Source organism: Ruminococcus sporogenes, from assembly GCF_054655175.1.
This window is the reverse complement of sequence record NZ_BAAHOA010000003.1, coordinates 160,246-182,105: the sequence shown is the minus strand read 5'-3', so window position 1 is coordinate 182,105 and position 21,860 is coordinate 160,246. Positions and strand designations below refer to the sequence as shown.

The window sequence follows — 21,860 nt, the reverse complement described above, 5'->3', positions numbered from 1 at the left end:
AGGTCAAATTGCATAATCGGAGGGACTTAATGGAAATCGACAGATCGAAAATTTCGCCGATGATGCGTCAGTATCTTGAAACCAAAGACGTTTATCCGGACACTCTGCTGTTTTTTCGCGTCGGGGACTTCTATGAGATGTTTTTTGACGACGCTCTTATCGCTTCAAAAGCTCTTGAGCTTACTCTGACGGGAAAGGACTGCGGTCTGGAGGAAAGGGCGCCTATGTGCGGCGTTCCGCATCATAGCTGCGATATTTACATAAAGAGGCTTATAGACGCAGGATATAAGGTAGCTATCTGTGAGCAGCTTACCGATCCTTCGGAAAGCAAGGGACTGGTTGAACGGGACGTTGTAAGGGTTGTGACTCCGGGAACTCTTATTGAAAGCAGTATGCTCGAGGATGACGATAACAATTATATATGCTGCGCTTTTTATGATAACGAGCAGTGCGGTATTTGCTTTGCCGATATTTCAACAGGAGATGTAAAGCTTTTCTGCGCAGGCGAAAAGGAAGTAGAAGCCGATATTATGGATCTGCTTTCCCGGTATGCTCCTTCGGAAATAGTATTCAACGCCGAATTTCTCTCCTTAAAGGGCGTGCTTAATTTTATTAAACTGCGTCTCGGCTGTACAGTTACTCTGCGGGATTCCGACTGCTTTAATCCTCGTTTAAAAAAGGAAATTGTTTTAAAGCAGTTTTCAGCCGCTTCGCTGGATATGCTCGGACTCGCCGAGGACGGACCTGAAACCGGAGCTGTCTGCGGACTTTTCGACTATATCGGCGATACGCAGAAAACTCTTACCGGAAGATTTACTGAAATAATAAAGCAGGATTCGTCATCTTCTATGATACTGGATATGAACGCCAGAAGAAATCTCGAGCTTACGGAAACGATGAGGGGAAAGGAGAAGAAGGGATCGTTGCTATGGGTACTGAATTCTACTCAGACCTCAATGGGAAAAAGGCTTCTCAAAAGCTATATCGAGCAGCCTCTGACAAGTCCTGCAAGAATCATAGACCGTCATGAAGCCGTGGAGCAATTTATAAAAAATCCGGTAGTTCTGATGGAGGTAAGGGATATTCTTCAGAGCGTTTACGATATAGAACGTCTTATGACAAGAGTTATGTACAAGACGGCCACGCCCAGAGATCTTAAATCGCTTTCTATGACCTCCGCTCAGCTTCCGGCGCTTAAGGAGCAGCTTAGCAAGCTGACCGGTTCGAGACTGCTTAACAGTCTTGAAAACAGCATTTCGACACTTGAGGATATATCCAATCTTGTTGAGAACGCTATAATAGACGAGCCGCCGGTTACATTAAAGGACGGCGGAGTTATTAAGGACGGCTTTAACGAAGAGCTTGACAGCCTTCGTAATATAATGAAAAACGGAAAGAGCATTATTGCTGATATCGAGACGAGAGAGCGTGAAGCAACCGGTATCAAGGGACTAAAAATCGGATTTAACCGCATATTCGGATATTATCTTGAGGTTACTCGCTCATATTATGATATGGTACCTCAGCATTACATAAGAAAGCAGACTCTTGCCAACGCGGAGAGATTTATTACAGAGGAGCTTAAAAATACTGAAAACAGTATACTTGGAGCGAAGGATAAATCTATACGTCTGGAATCGGATATTTTCAGCGAGGTAAGGGATTTTCTGTCCACGCAGCTTAAAGGAGTTCAGAGAACGGCGTCTGCGGTAGCGGCTGTCGATGTGCTTACTTCCTTTGCATATGCGGCTATGAACAATAATTATGTAAGACCGGAGATAGCTATTGACGGAGCTATAGATATCAGGGGAGGCCGTCATCCTGTAGTTGAGCTTATGCTTTCAGACGAGGTATTCGTACCGAATGACGTTTACCTTGATACTAAATCCAATAGAATGTCTATAATTACAGGACCGAATATGTCTGGTAAATCAACCTATATGCGTCAGGCCGCCCTTATAACGCTTATGGCGCAGATTGGAAGCTTTGTGCCCGCCTCATACGCTAAGATATCGGTAGTTGACAGAATTTTCACAAGAGTCGGCGCTTCGGACGACCTTACGGCAGGACAAAGCACGTTTATGGTTGAAATGAGCGAGGTGGCAGATATTCTGAAATACGCGACTAAAAATAGTCTTGTTATTCTCGACGAGGTGGGCAGAGGCACTTCAACCTTTGACGGAATAAGTATTGCGCGGTCGGTTGCGGAGCATATATGCGGTTCAAAAAAGCTTGGCTGCAAAACTCTTTTCGCAACGCATTATCACGAGCTTATCGAGCTTGAAAATATAATGGAAGGCGTTAAGAATTACAGCATAGCTGTAAAGAAAAGCGGCGGAGGAATACGTTTTCTGCGTAAAATTGTCAGGGGCGGAGTGGACGAAAGCTACGGAATTGAAGTCGCCAAGCTTGCCGGTCTGCCTGAAAAGGTTATAAAACGCGCAAAAGAGCTTTTAAAAGAAATGGAGAATGAGAATTCTTTGAAATCAGCCGACAGGAATGACGACGGTCAGATAAGCTTTGAAATCTTAAATCGTGATATTCTGGCAGACAGAATAAGAAAAACTAATGTAGACGAATTAAGCGATGAAGAATGCCGGGAGTTTTTAAAGGAGCTTTCAGGGCTGGCTGATTAATAAAGGGAGGTTTAAATGGCTGAAATCACTGTACTCAGCAAGGATATTTCAGAGCTTATTGCCGCTGGCGAGGTAATAGAGCGTCCCGCTTCCGTTGTAAAGGAGCTGCTGGAAAATTCAATAGACGCAGGCGCGAGTCATATAACGGTTGAAATAAAAAACGGCGGCACAACCTATATACGCATAACTGACGATGGCTGCGGAATAGCGCCTGATCAGGTGCCGACAGCATTTTTGAGGCATGCGACAAGCAAGATAAATTCAAAGGAAGATCTTGACAATATTCTAACTCTCGGTTTTAGGGGAGAAGCTCTTGCGTCGATTTCAGCCGTTTCAAGAGTGGAGCTTCTTACAAAGCAAAAAGCGGACGAATACGGTACAAGCTATATTATCGAGGGAGGAGCCGAAGTTTCATACGAACAATCCGGATGCCCCGACGGTACGACTATTATCATAAGAGATATTTTTTTTAACGTTCCGGCAAGAAGAAAGTTTATGAAAAGGGACTCGGCGGAATCAAACGCTGTAAATTCAATTATGCAGAAAATTATTCTCTCGCATCCGGAGATAGCGTTTAAGCTTATCAGAGATAATAAAACCGAGCTTTCCTCCGCAGGAGACGGCGAGCTTTATTCGGCTGTTTACGCGGTTTACGGAAGAGATTTTTCTCATGATATGATTCCGGTGAACTACAGTGAAAACGGTATATCTGTTAAGGGATATGTTGTTAAGCCTCTTTATTCAAAGTCGAACCGCTCCTTCCAGAATTTTTTTATAAACGGAAGATACGTTAAATCGGTAACATGCAGCGCTTCTCTGGAGGAAGCTTATCAGAATCTTGTAATGACAGGTAAATATCCGGCTTGCGTTCTTATGATAGATTTGCCTCCCGTAACAGTTGATGTAAATGTTCATCCGGCTAAAGCCGAGGTAAGATTTTCTGATGAAAAGGTCGTATTCGGAGCAGTTTATTTTGCAGTAAAAAATGCGCTTATGGAATCCGGTTTGATTTATGAGTTTCAGTTTAAGAATGATATAAGTCGGCATACCGATTATAAAGCCAAGCCGTTTGTACCTGAAAAATTTGAACAGCATAAGATCGGACCGGCGGAAGAAAAAAAGAACAGTCCATTCGCGCCTGTTTCAGGATCGGACTACGCCGCTGTTAATGAAGAAAAAAGCTCCGTGTATAAGGTTAATGAAAATAAACCGGAGAAAACCTTAAGGCTTTCATCGTCAAAAGCACAGTATGGAAACGGAGGCAGAAAAGTTTTTACCGATCCTTCAGTAGTTGCGGAATGTGATGACGACGGCGGCGTAAATAATACTTCTGAAAAGGATCTGGAAGGCTTTAGCTATATAAATAGCGGAGCTTTGAAAAAAAATCAGTTCAATCAGTCTGAAGACGAGCATAAGACAGATAAGCCTGTAATTGACGGTATAAAGGTAATAGGAGAGTTTTTCAAAAATTATATAGCCGCTGAAGCTGGAGATAATATAATACTTATAGATAAGCATGCCGCACATGAGCGTATTATTTTTGAAAAGCTTAGATCGCAGAATAACGAAGGACACAGTCAGCTTATGATAAGCGGCGCAGAAATACTGCTGTCCGAGGCTGAGTATAATGCAATGAATGAAAATTCTGATATTCTTATGGGAATGGGCTTTGACATAGATTTCTCTCATGAACCGTTTGTCAGGGCGACGGCGATTCCGATAATCCTTCAAAACCTGAATATGGACGAGGTTATACCTGAAATAGCGGAGAATTTTCTGCTGAATAAAAGGAATCCTCAGACACACAGACTTGACGATATGCTGCATGAGCTTGCCTGCAAGGCTGCAATTAAGGCTAATGACAAAAATGATATAAGAGAGCTTCAGAGACTTGCGGAAATGGTATATTATAATGAAAATATTCGTCATTGTCCTCATGGAAGACCTGTAATGTTTACGCTTACAAAGCGTGAGCTTGAAAAACAGTTTAAAAGGATTGTCTGATATGACCGATAAAATCAGAGTTATTGCAATAGTAGGTCCGACGGCGTCCGGTAAAACGGCTCTTGGCGCAGAAATCGCCGAAGAGTTCAGTGGAGAGGTTGTATCCGCGGACTCTATGCAGATATATAAAGGAATGGATATTGCGACCGCCAAACCGACTAAGGAGGAAATGCGGGGAATTCCTCATCATCTGATAGGATTTCTTGATAGGAACGTCTCTTTCAGCGTTGCGGATTACGTTGAGCTTGCAGGATCTGTTATAGGAGATATTTCTGAAAGGAAAAAGCTGCCTGTTATAGTTGGCGGCACCGGGCTATATGTTTCCTCGCTGTTAGATAATATTAAATTTGCAGATATAAAAAGCGACGCCGGACTGCGGAAAAAGCTTGAGGACGAAGCGGAGAGATTGGGAAATTCATATCTTTTTGAAAAACTCGAAAAGGTCGATCCCGAATCAGCGGCGGAGCTGCATCCGAATAATCTTGTGCGCGTTATAAGGGCGCTTGAGGTTTATGAGCTTACCGGAAAAAAGCTGAGCTTATTTAAAGCTGAAAGCCGCCTTGAAGAAAGCCCTTATGATCCGGTCATGATAGGGCTTGATTATAACGACCGGCAGATTCTTTATGACAGAATAAATAAACGGGTTGATATTATGGTTAAAAACGGTCTTGTTGAGGAGGCGCAGTCGATTTTTGATTCATGCAATATGAAAACTGCCGGCAACGCCATAGGCTATAAGGAGCTGATACCTTATTTCAAGAAAGAAAAGTCCTTGGAAGAATGTATATCCAAAATTAAGCAGGAAACCAGGCGGTATGCCAAGCGTCAGTTGACATGGTTTAGGAAAAATGCAAAAATTAACTGGTTAAAGTTAGACGAATTTGACAATAAGGAGAAAATTTTTCTTTTTTGTAAAAAACTTATAGCCAAGCAGTAAAGTTTATGGTATAATATAAATTAAGTATTAGCATGAGGAAATTGTGCTGATTTATATCCGAGTTTCTGTAAACTACAATCATTATTGATTGTGGGACGTGGAAAAGTGAATAAAAATAAAAGTGTTTTCCAAAACAAGGAGTGGAACAATATGAACAAAGCGATTAATCTTCAGGACGTATTTCTTAATCAGGCCAGAAAAGACAGAATCCCGGTCACAATCTACTTAACAAACGGTTTTCAGTTCAAGGGAATGGTGAGGGGCTTTGATAATTATATAGTTATTTTGGATTGCGACGGTAAACAAAATCTTGTTTATAAGCATGCGATTTCAACAATTATTCCTGTTAAGCCTATACCTATATTGGACGCGGCTGAAAAAACGGAGCAGCAATAAATAAATGAATTCCTTAACTTCGAGAATACTAAGCGTTCTTTTGATTTTCTGTATCGGCACATGCCTGTTTACCATATGCTATCATATGTTTAATCAGAAATATGAAACTGAAACCGCTATTATATCTTCCGCTGATGAATCGGCCTCTTTTAAGGGGGTATATATCAGAAACGAAGAAATAGTGGAATACGGCGGAACTGGTACGGTAAGCTACTGTGTTTCTGACGGCGGAAAGCTTGGAAAGGGCTCGGCTATAGCTGAAATTTATGCGGACGAGCGTCAGATAGACATAAAGCAGCAGATAAGCGATTTGAATGCGGAGCTTTCTATACTGGAAAAAATTCAGAATCCGGGAACTTTGGAGTCTGCACAGCCAGCAAATATAGCGGGACTTATCGACGAACAGTATAAGAATATAATAAACAGCCGTGAAAGCAGAAATCTTGATGAACTGGCTTCTCAAAAAAATGAATTTTTAATTTTAATGAGTACCTATCAGCTTATAACCGATTCCAACGTTGATTTTTCGGAACGAATAAACGCTATCAATTCCGAAATTTCAGAGCTGAAATCCTCCGAGGCTGTTCCGCTTGATACGATTATAGCAGATCATTCTTCATATTTTGTAAGCTATGCTGACGGCTATGAAGACGAGCTGACAAAAGATAATCTGAGCCGTTTAACGCCTGAACTTATTAACGAGGTTAAGGACAGCGGTCCTATTGACGATAAAAAGGTAATAGGAAAGCTGATAAACGGCTATGAGTGGTATGTTGCAGGAGTAATAGATAACCGAAAAAAGAACTTTTCTATTGACGATATGGTAAAGCTTAAATTTCAGTCGACTTCCGATACTGCCGACGGTATCATTTATGACATACGCGAAACAAAGAATTCTTCTGAGAGCATTATTATAATCAGGTGCGACGAGCTTACCTATGATCTTGTTCAGCACAGAACAGAGCGCGTCGATATGATTTCCGGCGAGTACGAGGGTATAAAGGTTCCGCGTAAGGCGATTAGATTTCAGGACGGCAAGGGAGTTTATGTAAAGCTCGGAGAGCGTATTTCTTTTAAGAAGATCGACGTTATTTACGAGGGCGGCGATTACGTTTTGTCTTCGCTGAATGCCGGCGACGGATATCTTTCATTGTATGACGATATTGTAGTAGAGGGTGTGGACGCAAATGGAAACTGATTTCAGCCGTATAGACGATAATTATAAAAGAATTCTTTTCAATATCAGAGAAGCGGAGGAAAAATACAGAAAGTCCGGCGGCGTGTCGCTTATAGCAGTTACAAAAACTGTTGATCCTGCGGCAGTAAATCATGCGGTTAGCTTAGGAATAAGGCTTTTAGGTGAAAATCGTGTTCAGGAATATATTTCAAAAAAAGATTTTTATGATAAAAATGCAGAGGTACATTTTATCGGACATTTGCAGACAAATAAAGTAAAGTATATTATCGACAGCGTTTCTATGATACAGTCAGTAGATAGTATTAAGCTGGCTGAGGAAATCGACAGGCATGCCGGAAGAATAGGCAGATGTCAGGATATTCTTATAGAGGTCAATATCGGCGGCGAGAAATCTAAAAGCGGCATAGCCGCAAGCGGTCTTGAAGAGCTTGTTTATCAGGTGTCGGAGCTTGAAAATATAAGGGTAAGAGGGCTTATGGCAATACCGCCGGCAGGTTCTTCGGAAAGATTTTTGTTTGATATGCAAAAATTATATATTGACATTTCTCAGAAAAAAATACATAATATAAGTATGGATTATTTATCTATGGGAATGTCCGGAGATTATGAAGCCGCTATAAAATACGGCGCAAATATGGTAAGAATCGGAAGAGGACTTTTCGGTCCGAGGAATTACTGATTATTTTTTATAGAGATTAACGGGATTAAAGCCAAACAATAATAATACTGTTAAGCAGTAATGGAGATAGGAGAACGAAGAAATGGAAATATTGAAAAACCTTAAAGATTTTTTTGTGCCACAGGAGGACGGGGACGACGATCAGTATGAAGATAGCTACCAGAGAAGAAGCTCTTCCTCTGAAAGAGAGAGCAGGGACGGCAGAGATTATGAAAACAGCAGAAGCTACCGTGCAGAACGCTTTGACGATATTGAGGAAAAAAGAAATAAGGTTGTAAATATTCAGGCAACCGCACAGCTTCAGGTAGTTTTGGTAAAGCCGGAGGTATTCACCGACGCCAAACAGATTGCGGATCACCTTATTGCCAAAAAAACCGTAGTCTTGAATCTTGAAACCGCGTCGGCGGAAAATAAACGAAGAATAATAGATTTTCTTGTGGGAGTTGCATATGCAAACGGCGGAAGTCTGAAGCCTGTGGCAAATATGACTTATATTATTACGCCTTATAACGTTGGTTTTATTGGTGAAGATCTTGTTGGCGAGCTGGAAAGCAACGGCGTTATAATCTGATATTTTATATGGAGGATTTTGAGGAAAAGGTCTTTATCGCCAGAATTGCGGATATGGCTGAGCTTTGCGACCGCAGAGGTATGGTCTTTACGCATTTTCTTAATGAAAGACAGGCGTTTTTAGCAGAATCAGAATTAAAAAAGCTTGGAATTGAAAATTATTGCTTTTACGGCGGAACTGACAATGCGGATCGCGTTATGCTATGCGTTTTCAATGAATATAATCGTCCAGAAAGAAGTGATTTTCCGTTTACCTGCGTAACATTCAAATACCGTAAGGCTTCGGCGCTTTCGCACAGGGATTTTCTCGGATCGCTTACAGCTTTGAATTTAAAGCGTGAGGCGGTGGGAGATATTTTGATTGGAGAAGGGATAGCGCAGGTCTTTGTTATTGATTCTGTTAAAAAAGCTATTGAGAATGATTTGAGAAAAATAGGTTCTGTTGGAGTTGAGATAACGGTAGACACTGATCCGTTTCTGATAAAAGAGCGTTCATATCATGAAATCAAAGGTACGTCGGCTTCGATGCGCCTTGATTGTATACTGAGCCTTTCGCTGGGCATTAGCCGCGGCAAGGCGGCTGCCGTTATATCGTCGGGTACGGTTGAAGTTAATTATAAAGCAGTAAATAGCCCCGCTTTCAATATGAAACAGGGAGACATTTTTTCGGCCAGAGGTTACGGCAAATTTCGCGTAGAAGAAATCTCGGGAATATCAAAGAAAGGCAGACTGCATATTATTGTGCAGAAATATTGTTAAGAGGTGATTAACGTTGATAAGTGCAAGTGATATAAGAGACAAAAGATTTGAAAAAGCTGCATTTGGATATAAGCAGGAGGAAATAGACGATTTTCTGGCTATGCTGATTGAAGAATTTGACGAAATTGACGCTGAAAGAGAGGATCTGCATAGTAAAATCCAGATACTTGCCGATAAGGTAAGAGAATATCGTCAGGATGAGGACGCTTTGAAGGACGCGCTGCTGGGGGCTCAGAAGCAGGGGCATAAGGTTGTGGCGGAGGCTCAGGAAAAAGCCGACGAAATCATCGCACAGGCTGAATCCAAAGCCAATGAATTGATCGAAGAGGCAACCGTTGCGCATGAAGCCGCCATGGAAAAGAACAGGCAGGAAATTGAGAAAGAAAAGCAGAATCTTTATGAGGCGCAGAGACAGGTTACCGAATTCAAGAAAACGCTCTTTGATATGTATAAATCACATCTTGAAATGATTTCAGCTATGCCTGAAATTGAAATAGAGGAAGAGGAAGAAATTCAGGAGTATGAAACGGAGGAAGAAGAACCTCCAAAGCCCGATCCCTTTGCAACGTCAAGCTTTTCAGCAAGAAACGTTAAAGGGGTATACGAATCAAGATTTTCTGATCTTCAGTTCGGTCAGAACAACTCCCAAAGCGGTAATCAAACATCAATCGAAAAGGAAGAAGTATAATGGCAATGGATTATAACAAGACTTTGAATCTGCCGAAAACGGATTTTCCGATGAGGGGAAATCTTCCTAAAAGAGAACCTGAAACTCTAAAGAAGTGGGAAGATGAAAGACTGTATTATAAAATGATTGAAAAAAATAAGGATAAAAAACCTTATATTCTTCATGATGGTCCTCCCTATGCTAACGGACAGATACACCTTGGAACGGCTCTTAACAAAACCCTGAAGGATTTTATTATCAAGCATAAAAATATGTCCGGCTATTACGCTCCTTATGTTCCGGGCTGGGATACTCATGGACTTCCTATAGAACTGAAGGCTATGAAGGATATCGGCGTGGAAAACGGCGCCATACCTCCGGTCGAACTGAGAAAGCAGTGTAAAAATTTTGCTCTAAAGCATGTAAAAAGTCAGATGGAGCAATTTAAGCGTCTTGGAAGCATTGGCGATTATGACGATCCTTATTTGACTTTAAAGCCCGAATATGAAGCAAGACAGGTTGAAGTTTTCGGTAAAATGGCAAAGGAAGGCTATATGTATAAGGGCCTGAAGCCGGTTTACTGGTGTCCCGATTGCAATACGGCTTTAGCCGAGGCAGAAATTGAGTATGCAAACGATCCTTGCACGTCGATTTATGTGAAGTTTAACGTTGTTGACGATAAGGGTATTTTTACCTCCATGGGTATTGATTTGTCCAAGGTTTATTTTGTTATCTGGACAACGACCACATGGACGATACCGGGTAATCTCGCTATATGTCTTGGTCCCGAATATGAATACACACTTGTAAAGAATGATGATGAATACTATGTAACTGCGCTTGAGCTTGCAGATGCTACTATGAAGTCGGCAGGTATTGAGAGCTATGAAACTATAGGCTCCTTCAAGGGCGCTGAATTGGAGTATATTAAGACAAAGCATCCGCTTTATGACAGACTGTCGCCGGTTATAGTGGGTGATCATGTTACTTTGGAAAGCGGTACCGGATGTGTACATACTGCTCCGGGATACGGCGTAGAGGACTTTGAAGTTTGCAAGAATTATGATGATATCGATATATTGGTCTGCGTCGACGCAAGAGGCAGGCAGACTGAGGAAGCCGGTGAATTTGCGGGTCTTGATACGAACGAGGCAAATAAAGCTATTGCAGCTAAGCTTGAGGAGTGCGGAGCGTTGCTGGCGAGTGAAAAAATTACTCATCAGTATCCTCACTGCTGGAGATGCAGCAGTCCTATTATATACCGTGCGACAGAGCAGTGGTTTTGTTCAGTGAACGGTTTTAAGGACGAGGCTGTAAAAGCTATTGAAAATGTTAAATGGATTCCCGAATGGGGCGAGGACAGAATCAAGGGAATGGTACGTGACAGAAGCGATTGGTGTATATCGAGACAGCGAACATGGGGAGTTCCTATTCCGATTATTTATTGTAAGGACTGCGGCAAGCCTATTGTTACCGATGAAACAATAAAGGCAATTTCAGAGCTTTTCCGTAAGGAAGGCGCTGACGCATGGTGGACAAGAGAAGTAAAGGAATTTATTCCGGAAAGCGTTAAATGTGAATGCGGCTGCGGAGAATTTACCAAAGAATACGACATTATGGACGTATGGTTTGACAGCGGAGTGTCGCATACAGCCGTCATGGACGAATATGATTCACTTTCTTGGCCGGCTGATCTCTATCTTGAGGGCGCGGATCAGTACAGAGGATGGTTTCAGTCGTCTCTTCTTACATCCGTCGTATATAAGGGGACTGCTCCGTATAAGGCTGTCTGCACTCATGGCTGGGTTGTTGACGGTCAGGGCAAAACTATGCATAAATCTCTTGGAAACGGAATTGATCCTGCCGAGATAATAGATCAGTACGGCGCCGATATTTTAAGGCTTTGGGTTGCCTCCTCCGATTATCATTCTGATATCAGGATTTCAAAGGAAATATTGGGACAGCTTTCAGACGCCTATAAAAAAATCAGAAATACCGCAAGATTTATACTTGGAAATATTTCAAACGGACAGAGCTTTGATCCTGATAAGGACTGCGTTGCCTACGAGGATTTTCCTGAAATTGATAAATGGGCGTTAATGCGGTTTGACAGTCTTATAGATAAGGTTCAGTCGGGTTATAATGATTTTGATTTTCATGTGGTATTTCACAGCATTCATAATTTCTGTGTTACGGATATGTCAAATTTCTATCTTGATATTATCAAAGACAGGCTTTATTGTGAGAGAGAAAATTCTTTTGAAAGACGTTCGGCTCAGACTGCTATGTACAGAATTCTAAGCGGTGTTTCACGACTTTTGGCGCCTATTATGTCGTTTACTGCCGAGGAGATCTGGTCTTATCTTCCGCACAGCGATTCTGATAACAGCGAAAGTATTTTCCTGAATCAGATGCCTGAAAAATCCGGTATTACGTTCAGTGATGAATTTGTTAAAAAGTGGGAATTGATATATAGTACAAGGGAAACAGTTAATAAGGCGCTTGAAGAAAAGCGAAATGAGAAGGTTATCGGTAAATCTCTTGAAGCTAATATTATAATACATTCCGGCGGGGAAATGTTTGAGAAGTATAGCCAATTGTCTGATCAGCTTGCTGAAATTCTCATCGTTTCAGGCGTTTCCGTTATAAACGATAAGGACGGCGAAACCGAATTTGAGGTTGTCAGGGCAACAGGCGAAAAATGTGAACGGTGCTGGGTATACTCTGAAACAGTAGGCAAAGACAGCGAACATCCGACGCTTTGCAGCCGTTGTGCGTCCGTTGTAAAATAAACATGATTTTATGACTTGCCGTTTAATAAAAGCGGCAAGTTATATTTGTAATTAAGGAGGAAACGTTATAGTTACATTAATTCTTGCGTTTTCAGCTATTGTTCTTTTAACAGGTTCGGATCAGCTTATTAAATGGTGGGCTGTTGAACATTTAAAGGAAAGCGGTTCAAGGGAATTTCTGAGAATCGGCGATTTTGATATAATGCATTTAACATATCTTGAAAACGACGGAGCAATGTTCGGAAGCTTCAGCGGAATGCGATGGATACTTGTTATAGTTACAACAATTCTGATGGGTTTTTGTATTTTTTATATGATTAGACATCGTAAGGAAAAGATGCTGGTATTCTGTTTGACGCTTATTATAAGCGGAGGACTCGGAAATATAATAGACCGTCTTTTCAGAGGCGGACGAGTTGTAGATTATCTCGATTTGCAGTTATTTGATTTTGCCATTTTTAACTTTGCGGATTGCTGCGTAACAATCGGCGCCGCACTTCTTTTGATATATATTCTATTTTTTGATAAAAGCGGCAAAAAGTCTCAGAATGAAATAAAGGCTGATAATAATGAATAGCTTGACATTTCATGCGTCCGATTCTGCGGAAGGAATGAGGATAGATAAGTGGCTTTCTTTACAGGATACAGGATTGACAAGAAGCGCCTTGCAGAAACTGATTGAAACAAAAAATGTTTTTGTAAACGACGCGCCTATATCAAAAAATTATAAGTGCCGTAACGGGGATAATATAGCTTTGGAAATTCCTGATCCTGTCGATACTGACGCGAAACCGGAGAACATACCTATAGATATTGTTTATGAGGACGATAGTCTGCTTGTAGTGAACAAGCCTAAGGGAATGGTAGTTCATCCTGCACCGGGAAATTACAGCGGAACTCTTGTAAACGCTCTGCTTTATCATTGCGACGGGAGACTTTCCGGAATAAACGGAGTTATACGTCCGGGCATAGTTCACAGAATAGATAAAAATACCAGCGGATTACTGATTGTAGCAAAGACGGACGCAGCGCATTCCGGTCTTGCAGAGCAGATAAAAAATCACAGCTTTACAAGAGAATACGAGGCTGTGGCGTTGGGACGCTTTAAAGAGCTAAGCGGCACGATTAACGCTCCCATCGGCAGAAATCCGAATGACCGCAAGAAAATGTGCGTAACTTATAAAAATTCAAAAGATGCCGTAACGCATTATGAGGTAATTGAACAATATGAAAAATGCGCTCATTTAAGACTCAGACTTGAAACGGGCAGGACGCATCAGATAAGGGTTCATCTTTCATATAAGGGACATCCGGTTTTGGGCGACGAGGTTTACGGAAAAATTTACAGCGGAATTGACGGGCAGTGTCTTCATGCAAAGAAAATCGGATTTATTCATCCGATTAAAAGCGAATATATGGAGTTTGACAGCGTGCTTCCGGATTATTTTAAAGAAATTTTACGAAAGGTCAGGTAATTATGTCTGATTTATCCAACGTATTGCTTATAACTGATTTGGACGGAACACTCCTTCCGGATAATAAAATTTTGTCACAGAAGGACAAGGAGGCGATTAAGCGATTCAGGGCTGACGGCGGAAAGTTTACAGTTGCAACGGGAAGAACAATTCAGTCGGCTATGAAATACTTTGAGGAGCTTGAAGTGGATCTTCCTGTGATTCTTTATAACGGCTCGCTTATTTATGATATTTTGACCAAGAAGGTTATGTATACCGACTTTTTGCCTGAATGTGCAGCAGAAATCGGGAAAGAGCTTTTTGAATTTATGGAAAATCCGGGAGGAGAGGTATTAAGGCTTGACAATATTTATGTAGTATGCAATAATGATTATGAGAAGGAGCATACGAATATATGTCAGGTCGAGCCTGTTTATACGACCTTGGATATGGTTCCTAAGGGAGAATGGTTCAAGATACTTTTTGCAACCGAGCCTGCTCTGATAACTAAGCTTGAGGAGTTTGTTTCCGCTAAGAATTATCCTGTTGATTTTGTTCGTTCTCATGATATATTTATTGAAATGCTTCCAAAGGGAAGCTCGAAGGGCTCTGCCCTTAGGGAATATATAAAGCTTATGGAAATAGATAACATGAAGGTCATCGCTGCAGGCGATTACCATAACGATATAGAGATGCTTCAGGCTGCGGATATTGGCGCGGCGACAGCAAATGCTCAGCAGGCATTAAAGGATGTAGCGGATATTGTGCTTGAGCATACGAGCAATGACTGCGCTATTGCCGAGCTGATTGATATGATATATGAAGGCAGTATATAAGAATATAAACATATAATTAATATACCAGGAGGTAAAAACATGGACGGCAATAAGAAAAGAAGCCTACAGATAACCGCATGCAAGGTAAGAAAGGGAATTATCGAGGGCGTTTATAATGCTAAATCCGGACATCCGGGCGGTTCTCTTTCCATAGCAGACCTGCTTACTTATCTTTATTTTGAAAAAATGAACGTTAATCAAAATGATCCTGATAATGCGGATAGAGATAGGTTTGTTCTTTCAAAGGGCCATTGTGCTCCCGCTCTTTATTCGGCGCTTGCTCTTAAAGGCTATTTTCCGGAAAAAGAGCTTAAAAGCTTAAGGCATATCGGTGCAGCTCTTCAGGGACATCCCTGTATTCATATAAACGGCGTCGACATGTCAAGCGGTTCGTTAGGACAAGGTATTTCCGCCGCATGCGGTATGGCTCTTGCCGGAAAGCTCGATAATAAATCCTATAGGGTTTATACTGTTTTGGGCGACGGTGAGATTGAAGAGGGTCAGGTTTGGGAAGCGGCAATGTTTGCCGCTCATAAGAAGCTTGATAATCTTGTTGCCGTTGTTGATAATAACGGTCTTCAGATAGACGGTCCGATTGCAGAGGTTTGTTCGCCTGAGCCTATAACAGATAAGTTTGCGGCTTTCGGATGGCATGTTATAACTATGAACGCTCATGATTTTGATTCTATTGAGAAAGCGTTTGAAGAAGCCGATAAAATTTCCGGCAAGCCTGTTGTAATCATTCAGAAAAGTATAAAGGGTAAGGACGTTTCATTTATGGAAAATCAGGTTTCATGGCACGGCGCAGCGCCTAATGAAGAACAGTATAAGCAAGCTATGAGCGAGCTTGACGCAAAGCTGAAAGAACTGGAGGGCTAAACAAATGGCAGAGGTTATAAAAAAAGCAACGAGAGAAAGCTATGGAGAAGCGCTTACAGAGCTTGCGGATAAATACCCCGATCTTATTGTGCTTGACGCAGACCTTGCGGCGGCTACAAAAACAGGAATATTTAAAAAGGCTTATCCGGAAAGATTTTTTGATTGCGGAATTGCAGAGGCAAATATGATGGGTGTTGCGGCAGGTCTTGCGGCATGCGGCAAGATTCCGTTTGCAAGTACCTTCGCTATGTTTGCGGCAGGAAGGGCTTATGAAATAGTGAGAAATTCAATTGGTTATCCCGGATTGAATGTTAAGATAGGGGCTACTCATGCCGGTATTTCAGTTGGCGAGGACGGAGCGACTCATCAGTGCAACGAGGATATTGCTTTGATGAGGACGATTCCGGGAATGACTGTTATCAGTCCGGCGGACGATGTTGAGGCTAAAGCTGCGGTTGAAGCGGCTATACTTCATAACGGACCTGTTTATTTGAGATTTGGTCGTCTGGCGGCTCCGGTATTCAATAATAAGGAAACATACAAATTTGAGCTTGGAAAGGGAGTTACGTTAAGAGAGGGCAGTGATATTACTATTATTGCTACCGGATTGATGGTAAGCGAGGCTGTAGCTGCCGCTGACGAGCTTAAAGGAGAAGGTATAAACGCGGGAGTCATTAATATTCATACAATCAAACCGCTGGACAAGGATCTGATCTGCAAGGCTGCTGAAAATTCAGGAATTCTTATGACAGTTGAGGAACATAGCGTGATCGGCGGTCTTGGCTCCGCTGTTGCAGAGGCTGTTACAGAATGCTATCCTGTTCCTGTGATAAAAATCGGTGTAAACGATGAGTTCGGTTATTCCGGTCCCGCCGCCGATCTGCTTAAGGAATTTGGATTATGCAAGGATAATATAGTTGCAGAGGTTAAAAAAGCTTTAAAATAATTAAAGTTGTTCTTTTGCAGAAAAAATATAAGATTATTTTTATACTGCATTAGAATTTAAGAATTGAGAAAATATGGGATATGCAGGTTTTTCTGTATATCCCTTTCTATTGACGGCTGAAATTGAAATTATAAAATAAAGCTTGATTTTTATCTGCTGAAAATGGTAAAATAGTAATATGATATTGTATAAATTCGGGAGGATCTGATTTGAAACTAACAGATTTTAATAAAAACCTTAAAAACGGCGATTACGATGTTATATTTGGACAACTATACGGTGAAGACGAGAACGTTATAATGAGTCAAAGGCGGAGGTATGAAAAAGCGGCGGAGGAGTTTGCGAGACTGTATCCGAATCGTGAGGATATAGCGGTTTATTCGGCGCCCGGAAGAACGGAGGTCGGAGGCAATCATACTGACCATCAGCATGGCTGCGTACTTGCGGCGGCTATCAATCTTGATATTATAGCTGTTGTTAGCTTTCACAACGATGGAGTAATAAGAATTCATTCCGAAGGCTATCCTGAGGATTGCGTGGATTTATCAGATTTGTCCGTTCATTCGGCAGAAAAAGGAACATCGGCTTCATTAATAAGAGGTATAGCGTCGCGGTTCAGTGAAATCGGCGTTAATATCGGTGGGTTTGATGCATATACCGTATCCGATGTCTTAGGAGGAAGCGGTCTTTCGTCGTCGGCGGCGTTTGAGGTGTTGATAGGAACAGTTATTGACAGCCATTATAACAGCGGTAAGGCCGGCGCTGTTGAAATAGCTAAAATTGGTCAATATTCAGAAAATGAATATTTCGGAAAGAAAAGCGGTCTTATGGATCAGATGGTCAGCTCTGTCGGAGGCTTTGTCTTCATAGATTTTGAAAGCGCTGTCGATCCTGTTATTAAAAAGATTGAATGCGGCTTTGAGACTTCCGGTTATCAATTGTGCATTACCGATACAAAGGGAAGTCACGCTGATCTGACCGATGATTATGTATCTGTTCCGGAGGAAATGAATCTTGTTGCAAAGCATTTTGGAAAAAGCTGTCTGCGCGAGGTTAATTTCATTGAATTTTATAAGGCAATTCCGGAACTGAGAAAGAAATGTTCTGACCGTGCTATTCTCAGGTCTGCACATTTCTTTTCAGAAAATGAGCGCGCCGGACTTGAAGCGGCCGCATTGTCAAAAGGCAGCTTTGACGAATTTTTAAGTCTTGTAAAAGAATCGGGAGATTCTTCTGCAAAATGGCTTCAGAATCTTTATTCATGCAGTAAACCTCAGGAGCAGGGGATACCGCTTGCGTTGCTGATCAGTGAAAAAATACTGAAGGACAAAGGAGCTGTAAGAGTTCATGGGGGAGGATTTGCCGGCACCATACAGGCGTTTGTTCCGTTATCGAAATGCTGTGATTATGAAAACGCTATGAATGAGCTTTTCGGCGATAAAAGCTGCTACCGTTTGAAAATCAGAAATTTCGGAGGTATAAATATAGCTGAATAGCAGAAACGTAAGGAGATTAATATGATTTGTCAGCTAATACAGAACCTAATAAATTACGGCATTTCTAATGAGCTTATTGCGCAGGACGACAGCATATTCGTCAGAAATCAGCTTATGCACGAGCTTCAGATTTCTGAGTGGAAAGAACCGCAAAGCCTTCCTGAAATGTCATTGGAAGAAATTTTAGACGGTTTATTGTCGTATGCGTGCGAGCAAGGAATAATTATTGATTCGTCAGCTTCAAGGGATCTGCTTGATACAAAGCTTATGGGACATCTAACTAAAATGCCCCATGAGGTAAAAATGGAGTTTTTCAGAAGATATAAAACTAACGCCCGGTCGGCAACAGACTGGTATTATAAATTCAGCAGAGACACAAATTATGTTCGTTCAGGTAGAATAGCAAAAAATATATGCTGGACTTATAAAAGCGATTATGGAGTTTTTGATATTACAATTAATCTGTCCAAGCCTGAAAAGGATCCGCGCGATATTGCCGCCGCTCTTAAAAGTCCTAAAACTAATTATCCTAAATGTCAGCTCTGCATAGAGAACACGGGCTATGCCGGAAGAATTGCATATCCGGCAAGACAGAATCTGCGCCCGATTCCTTTCAGAATATCGGATAAGGAATGGTTTTTTCAGTATTCACCATACGGATATTTTAACGAGCATTGTATTATATTTAATGGCGATCACACTCCGATGAGTATTAATCCGACTGTTTTTGAAAAGCTATTTGACGCCCTTGATTTTCTTCCGCATTATTTTATAGGATCGAATGCGGATTTGCCTATTGTTGGAGGCTCTATTCTAACGCATGAGCATTTTCAGGGCGGACGATATACATTTGCTATGGAAAGAGCCGGTGTTGAAAAGGAATTCCTAATGCCTAAGACTCCCGGCGTATGGGCCGGTATAGTAAAATGGCCTATGTCTGTAATCAGACTTCAATGCGAAAACCGTACCGTTCTTGCAAACGCCTGCTGTCATATTTTAAAGGCGTGGCGAGGCTACAGCGATCCGGAGGTCGGAATATTTGCCGAGACTGACGGAGTTTTGCATAATACTATTACTCCTATTGCCAGAATGAGAGGAAATAGATATGAATGCGATCTTGTTTTACGAAATAATCTTACCGATAAAGATCATCCGCTCGGTATTTTTCATCCTAATTCGGCGCTTCATCATATAAAAAAGGAAAATATAGGATTAATAGAAGTAATGGGGCTTGCAGTTTTACCTGAACGTCTTGCCCGCGATATTGAACTTATGGAAAAAGCGCTGTGCAGAGGAGAAGATATAAGCGGCGATAAAAGACTTGAATGTCACAGTAAATGGTTTGACAATGTGCGTAAACGTCATCCTGAAGCGGATTCTAGCAGTGCAGGCGACATTTTAAAGCAGGAAATCGGAGCCGTATTTGAACAGGTTTTGCTCGACGCCGGAGTATTTAAGAGAACGTCTGAGGGATTAGACAGGTTTAACAGGTTCATAGAATATTTAAATCGTGATTCTATATAGTAAAAACAATATCCCGTACATTAGAGTACGGGATATTTTTTAACCTTAGTATCCTATTGCTTTACTTAATTCTTCTGTAATTTCCTTTTCTGTTTTAAGCTTCATTATTTTTTCTGCAAGAGCGTCGGCGTCCTTTTTACTCCATTGAGAAATTATTTTTCTGGCGCTTAATATAGAAGAGGCGCTGACGCTGTATTCATCAAGCCCAAATGAGATTAATAAGGGTATCATCATTTTGTCCGCCGCCGCTTCTCCGCACATTCCAACCGGTATACCGGCTTCCTTTGCACAGGCGATTATATGCTTTATTGAACGCAGAACTGCTGGATTAAAAGTGGAGTATAAATAAGCTACGTCTGCATTTCCCCTATCTACCGACATAGTATATTGCGTAAGATCATTTGTACCGATACTGAAAAAGTCTGCTTCACGGGCAAGTAAATCCGCAATAACTGACGCGGCGGCAGTTTCTATCATAACTCCGATTTTTAAATTCTTATTATATTGAACTCCAATGGTATCGTATTCCTTCATAATATTGCTTACCATTTCTCTTACGGCTCTTAATTCATCTACACAGGTTACCAAAGGCGCCATAATTCTAATATCACCATATGCGCTTGCTCTTACCAAAGCCCTGAGCTGTGTCATATAAAGCTCCTTGTTTTTCAGGCAGTAACGTATAGCCCTGAAGCCCAGAAATGGATTATCCTCCTTAGGCATGCCGAGGTAGGGGATGTTTTTATCTCCGCCTACGTCTAAGGTTCTTATTATTACAGGCTTTCCTTTCATAATAAGGGCGACTTTCTTGTAAGCCTCAAATTGTTCGTCCTCGTTTGGCTGTGAGGCTCTGTCCATAAAAAGAAATTCTGTTCTGAAAAGACCGACGCCCTCTCCGTCATTTTCTACGACCTTATTAGCGTCCTCCGGTTTTCCGATATTTCCGGCAAGCTCTACCCTGATACCGTCTGAGGTAACCGTTTCTTTTCCTATATAACCAGCTAACGATTTTCGTTCTTCAATGAAATCCACTCGTTTTTTTGTATATTCGTCAAGCTGTCTGTTAGTTGGATCGGCGATTACAATCCCCTTTACGCCGTCGACAATTACCATACAGCCGTCGGTCAGGTTTTCAAGAGCGTTAGATACGCTTTGAACGGCCGGTATTTCCATTGCTCTTGCCAGTATTGCTGAATGTGAAGTTTTTCCGCCGGTTTCTGTTATTATACCGACGATATTTGATTTGTTTATGCAGGCCGTCATTGACGGCGTAAGATCCTTTGCCACCAAAACGGTTTTTGAAGGAGCGTCGGATATATCTGTTTCTTCCGTTCCAAGCAGAATGGAAAGAATGGAATTTTTAATATCTATAACGTCAGTTGCCCGCTGTTTTGTAAGCTCGTCGTCTGCCGATGAAAAAACCATTGAAAACATATCGCAGACTGTTACAAGAGCGCTTTCCGCGCATTGTCCGTTTTCAATGAGCTTTTCTATTTCTCCGTTCATATATGGATCCCTTATCATGAGAATATGTCCTGAAATAATTTCAGCTTCTTTCTGACCGACGGTTAACTTTATTCTTTCCGCGGTTTTTTCTGTTTTTCTGCAAAACCTATCTACCGCTTCCTTGTATCTTTTAAGTTCTTCTGAAGGCACGCAATTATCTTTAGGCGTAAATTCAAGGTTTATTTCTTTTATAGTCAGTACTCTGCCGATACCATAGCCTTCCGAGCTTCCGATTCCTTTCATCATATCGTTTCCTCCCTTATAGAATTTTTCGCTCCATGTGATACCACGGAGCGAAATTATTAATCCGGTTATTCTCCGAATCCGCTTTCAATCAATGAAACGGCTTCTTTTAGGGCTTCGTCCTCATCTTCGCCTTCGCATATCAGATCAATCGTGCTTCCGCACTTTATACAAGCGGCAATGATATTCATAAGACTTTTACCGTTTATATCGTTTCCGTTGAATTTAATTGTTACCTCGCTCTTGTATTTCCCCATTGCAGTTGCGAATGCTCCGGCAGGCCGCATATGGAATCCCTGTGAGTTTACGAGTGTTATTGTCTTTGATACCATAATAAT

19 protein-coding genes are annotated in these 21,860 nt (G+C 41.5%); 17 read left to right on the top strand and 2 right to left on the bottom strand.

The features are described from left to right. Window positions 1–29: 29 nt before the first annotated feature. The 17 genes from mutS (at window position 30) to ACYQ0N_RS10995 (ending at window position 19,773) form a co-directional block, all read left to right on the top strand. Window positions 30–2,636, top strand: coding sequence for a DNA mismatch repair protein MutS (gene mutS, locus ACYQ0N_RS11075; RefSeq protein WP_460162705.1), 2,607 nt, complete (start codon window positions 30–32; stop codon window positions 2,634–2,636). A gap of 15 nt (window positions 2,637–2,651) precedes the next feature. Further along, window positions 2,652–4,640: a DNA mismatch repair endonuclease MutL gene (gene mutL / locus ACYQ0N_RS11070; RefSeq protein ID WP_460162704.1), complete on the top strand. Its 1,989-nt coding sequence runs from the start codon at window positions 2,652–2,654 to the stop codon at window positions 4,638–4,640. 1 nt (window position 4,641) lies between these two features. Further along, on the top strand, window positions 4,642–5,577 hold the full coding sequence (gene miaA, locus ACYQ0N_RS11065) for a tRNA (adenosine(37)-N6)-dimethylallyltransferase MiaA (protein ID WP_177533537.1): 936 nt from the start codon (window positions 4,642–4,644) through the stop codon (window positions 5,575–5,577). Between the two features lie 150 nt (window positions 5,578–5,727). Next, window positions 5,728–5,973 (top strand): RNA chaperone Hfq, encoded by a 246-nt coding sequence (gene hfq / locus ACYQ0N_RS11060; protein WP_177533538.1) that lies wholly within the window; start codon window positions 5,728–5,730, stop codon window positions 5,971–5,973. Window positions 5,974–5,977: 4 nt separating this feature from the next. Beyond that, window positions 5,978–7,171 (top strand): biotin/lipoyl attachment domain-containing protein, encoded by a 1,194-nt coding sequence (locus ACYQ0N_RS11055; RefSeq protein ID WP_460162703.1) that lies wholly within the window; start codon window positions 5,978–5,980, stop codon window positions 7,169–7,171. Continuing rightward, entirely contained in the window at window positions 7,161–7,850 is a 690-nt protein-coding gene (locus tag ACYQ0N_RS11050; RefSeq protein ID WP_177533540.1) for a YggS family pyridoxal phosphate-dependent enzyme, read from the top strand. The genes ACYQ0N_RS11055 and ACYQ0N_RS11050 overlap by 11 nt, the downstream gene beginning before the upstream one ends. An 82-nt stretch (window positions 7,851–7,932) precedes the next feature. Next, window positions 7,933–8,421, top strand: a complete 489-nt coding sequence (locus ACYQ0N_RS11045; protein WP_177533541.1) for a cell division protein SepF — start codon at window positions 7,933–7,935, stop codon at window positions 8,419–8,421. Between the two features lie 8 nt (window positions 8,422–8,429). Continuing rightward, window positions 8,430–9,179: a YlmH family RNA-binding protein gene (locus ACYQ0N_RS11040; protein WP_177533542.1), complete on the top strand. Its 750-nt coding sequence runs from the start codon at window positions 8,430–8,432 to the stop codon at window positions 9,177–9,179. A 13-nt stretch (window positions 9,180–9,192) separates the two neighbouring features. Beyond that, complete coding sequence (locus ACYQ0N_RS11035; RefSeq protein ID WP_177533543.1) at window positions 9,193–9,867, top strand: DivIVA domain-containing protein; 675 nt, start codon at window positions 9,193–9,195, stop codon at window positions 9,865–9,867. Further along, a complete protein-coding gene (ileS, locus tag ACYQ0N_RS11030; RefSeq protein WP_460162702.1) occupies window positions 9,867–12,638 on the top strand; it encodes an isoleucine--tRNA ligase in 2,772 nt (923 codons plus the stop codon). Before ACYQ0N_RS11035 ends, ileS begins: the two co-directional genes overlap by 1 nt. Window positions 12,639–12,705: 67 nt before the next feature. Continuing rightward, window positions 12,706–13,215 carry a signal peptidase II gene (gene lspA / locus ACYQ0N_RS11025; protein ID WP_460162932.1) on the top strand — a complete coding sequence of 170 codons (510 nt, stop codon included), beginning with the start codon at window positions 12,706–12,708 and terminating at the stop codon, window positions 13,213–13,215. Continuing rightward, window positions 13,208–14,113, top strand: a complete 906-nt coding sequence (locus ACYQ0N_RS11020) for an RluA family pseudouridine synthase (protein WP_177533544.1) — start codon at window positions 13,208–13,210, stop codon at window positions 14,111–14,113. Before lspA ends, ACYQ0N_RS11020 begins: the two co-directional genes overlap by 8 nt. 2 nt (window positions 14,114–14,115) lie before the next feature. Continuing rightward, window positions 14,116–14,928 carry a Cof-type HAD-IIB family hydrolase gene (locus ACYQ0N_RS11015; RefSeq protein ID WP_177533545.1) on the top strand — a complete coding sequence of 271 codons (813 nt, stop codon included), beginning with the start codon at window positions 14,116–14,118 and terminating at the stop codon, window positions 14,926–14,928. 39 nt (window positions 14,929–14,967) lie between these two features. Continuing rightward, complete coding sequence (locus tag ACYQ0N_RS11010; RefSeq protein ID WP_460162701.1) at window positions 14,968–15,807, top strand: transketolase; 840 nt, start codon at window positions 14,968–14,970, stop codon at window positions 15,805–15,807. Window positions 15,808–15,811: 4 nt separating this feature from the next. Further along, entirely contained in the window at window positions 15,812–16,753 is a 942-nt protein-coding gene (locus tag ACYQ0N_RS11005) for a transketolase family protein (RefSeq protein ID WP_460162700.1), read from the top strand. A gap of 209 nt (window positions 16,754–16,962) precedes the next feature. Next, a complete protein-coding gene (locus ACYQ0N_RS11000) occupies window positions 16,963–18,249 on the top strand; it encodes a galactokinase (RefSeq protein WP_460162699.1) in 1,287 nt (428 codons plus the stop codon). 21 nt (window positions 18,250–18,270) lie between these two features. Continuing rightward, a complete protein-coding gene (locus ACYQ0N_RS10995) occupies window positions 18,271–19,773 on the top strand; it encodes a UDP-glucose--hexose-1-phosphate uridylyltransferase (protein ID WP_460162698.1) in 1,503 nt (500 codons plus the stop codon). A gap of 45 nt (window positions 19,774–19,818) precedes the next feature. Here the strand turns inward: ACYQ0N_RS10995 and ptsP are convergent, their stop codons facing one another. Beyond that, on the bottom strand, window positions 19,819–21,525 hold the full coding sequence (ptsP, locus tag ACYQ0N_RS10990) for a phosphoenolpyruvate--protein phosphotransferase (RefSeq protein WP_460162697.1): 1,707 nt from the start codon (window positions 21,523–21,525) through the stop codon (window positions 19,819–19,821). 65 nt (window positions 21,526–21,590) lie between these two features. Further along, window positions 21,591–21,854, bottom strand: coding sequence for an HPr family phosphocarrier protein (locus tag ACYQ0N_RS10985; RefSeq protein WP_177533550.1), 264 nt, complete (start codon window positions 21,852–21,854; stop codon window positions 21,591–21,593). Window positions 21,855–21,860: the final 6 nt, after the last annotated feature.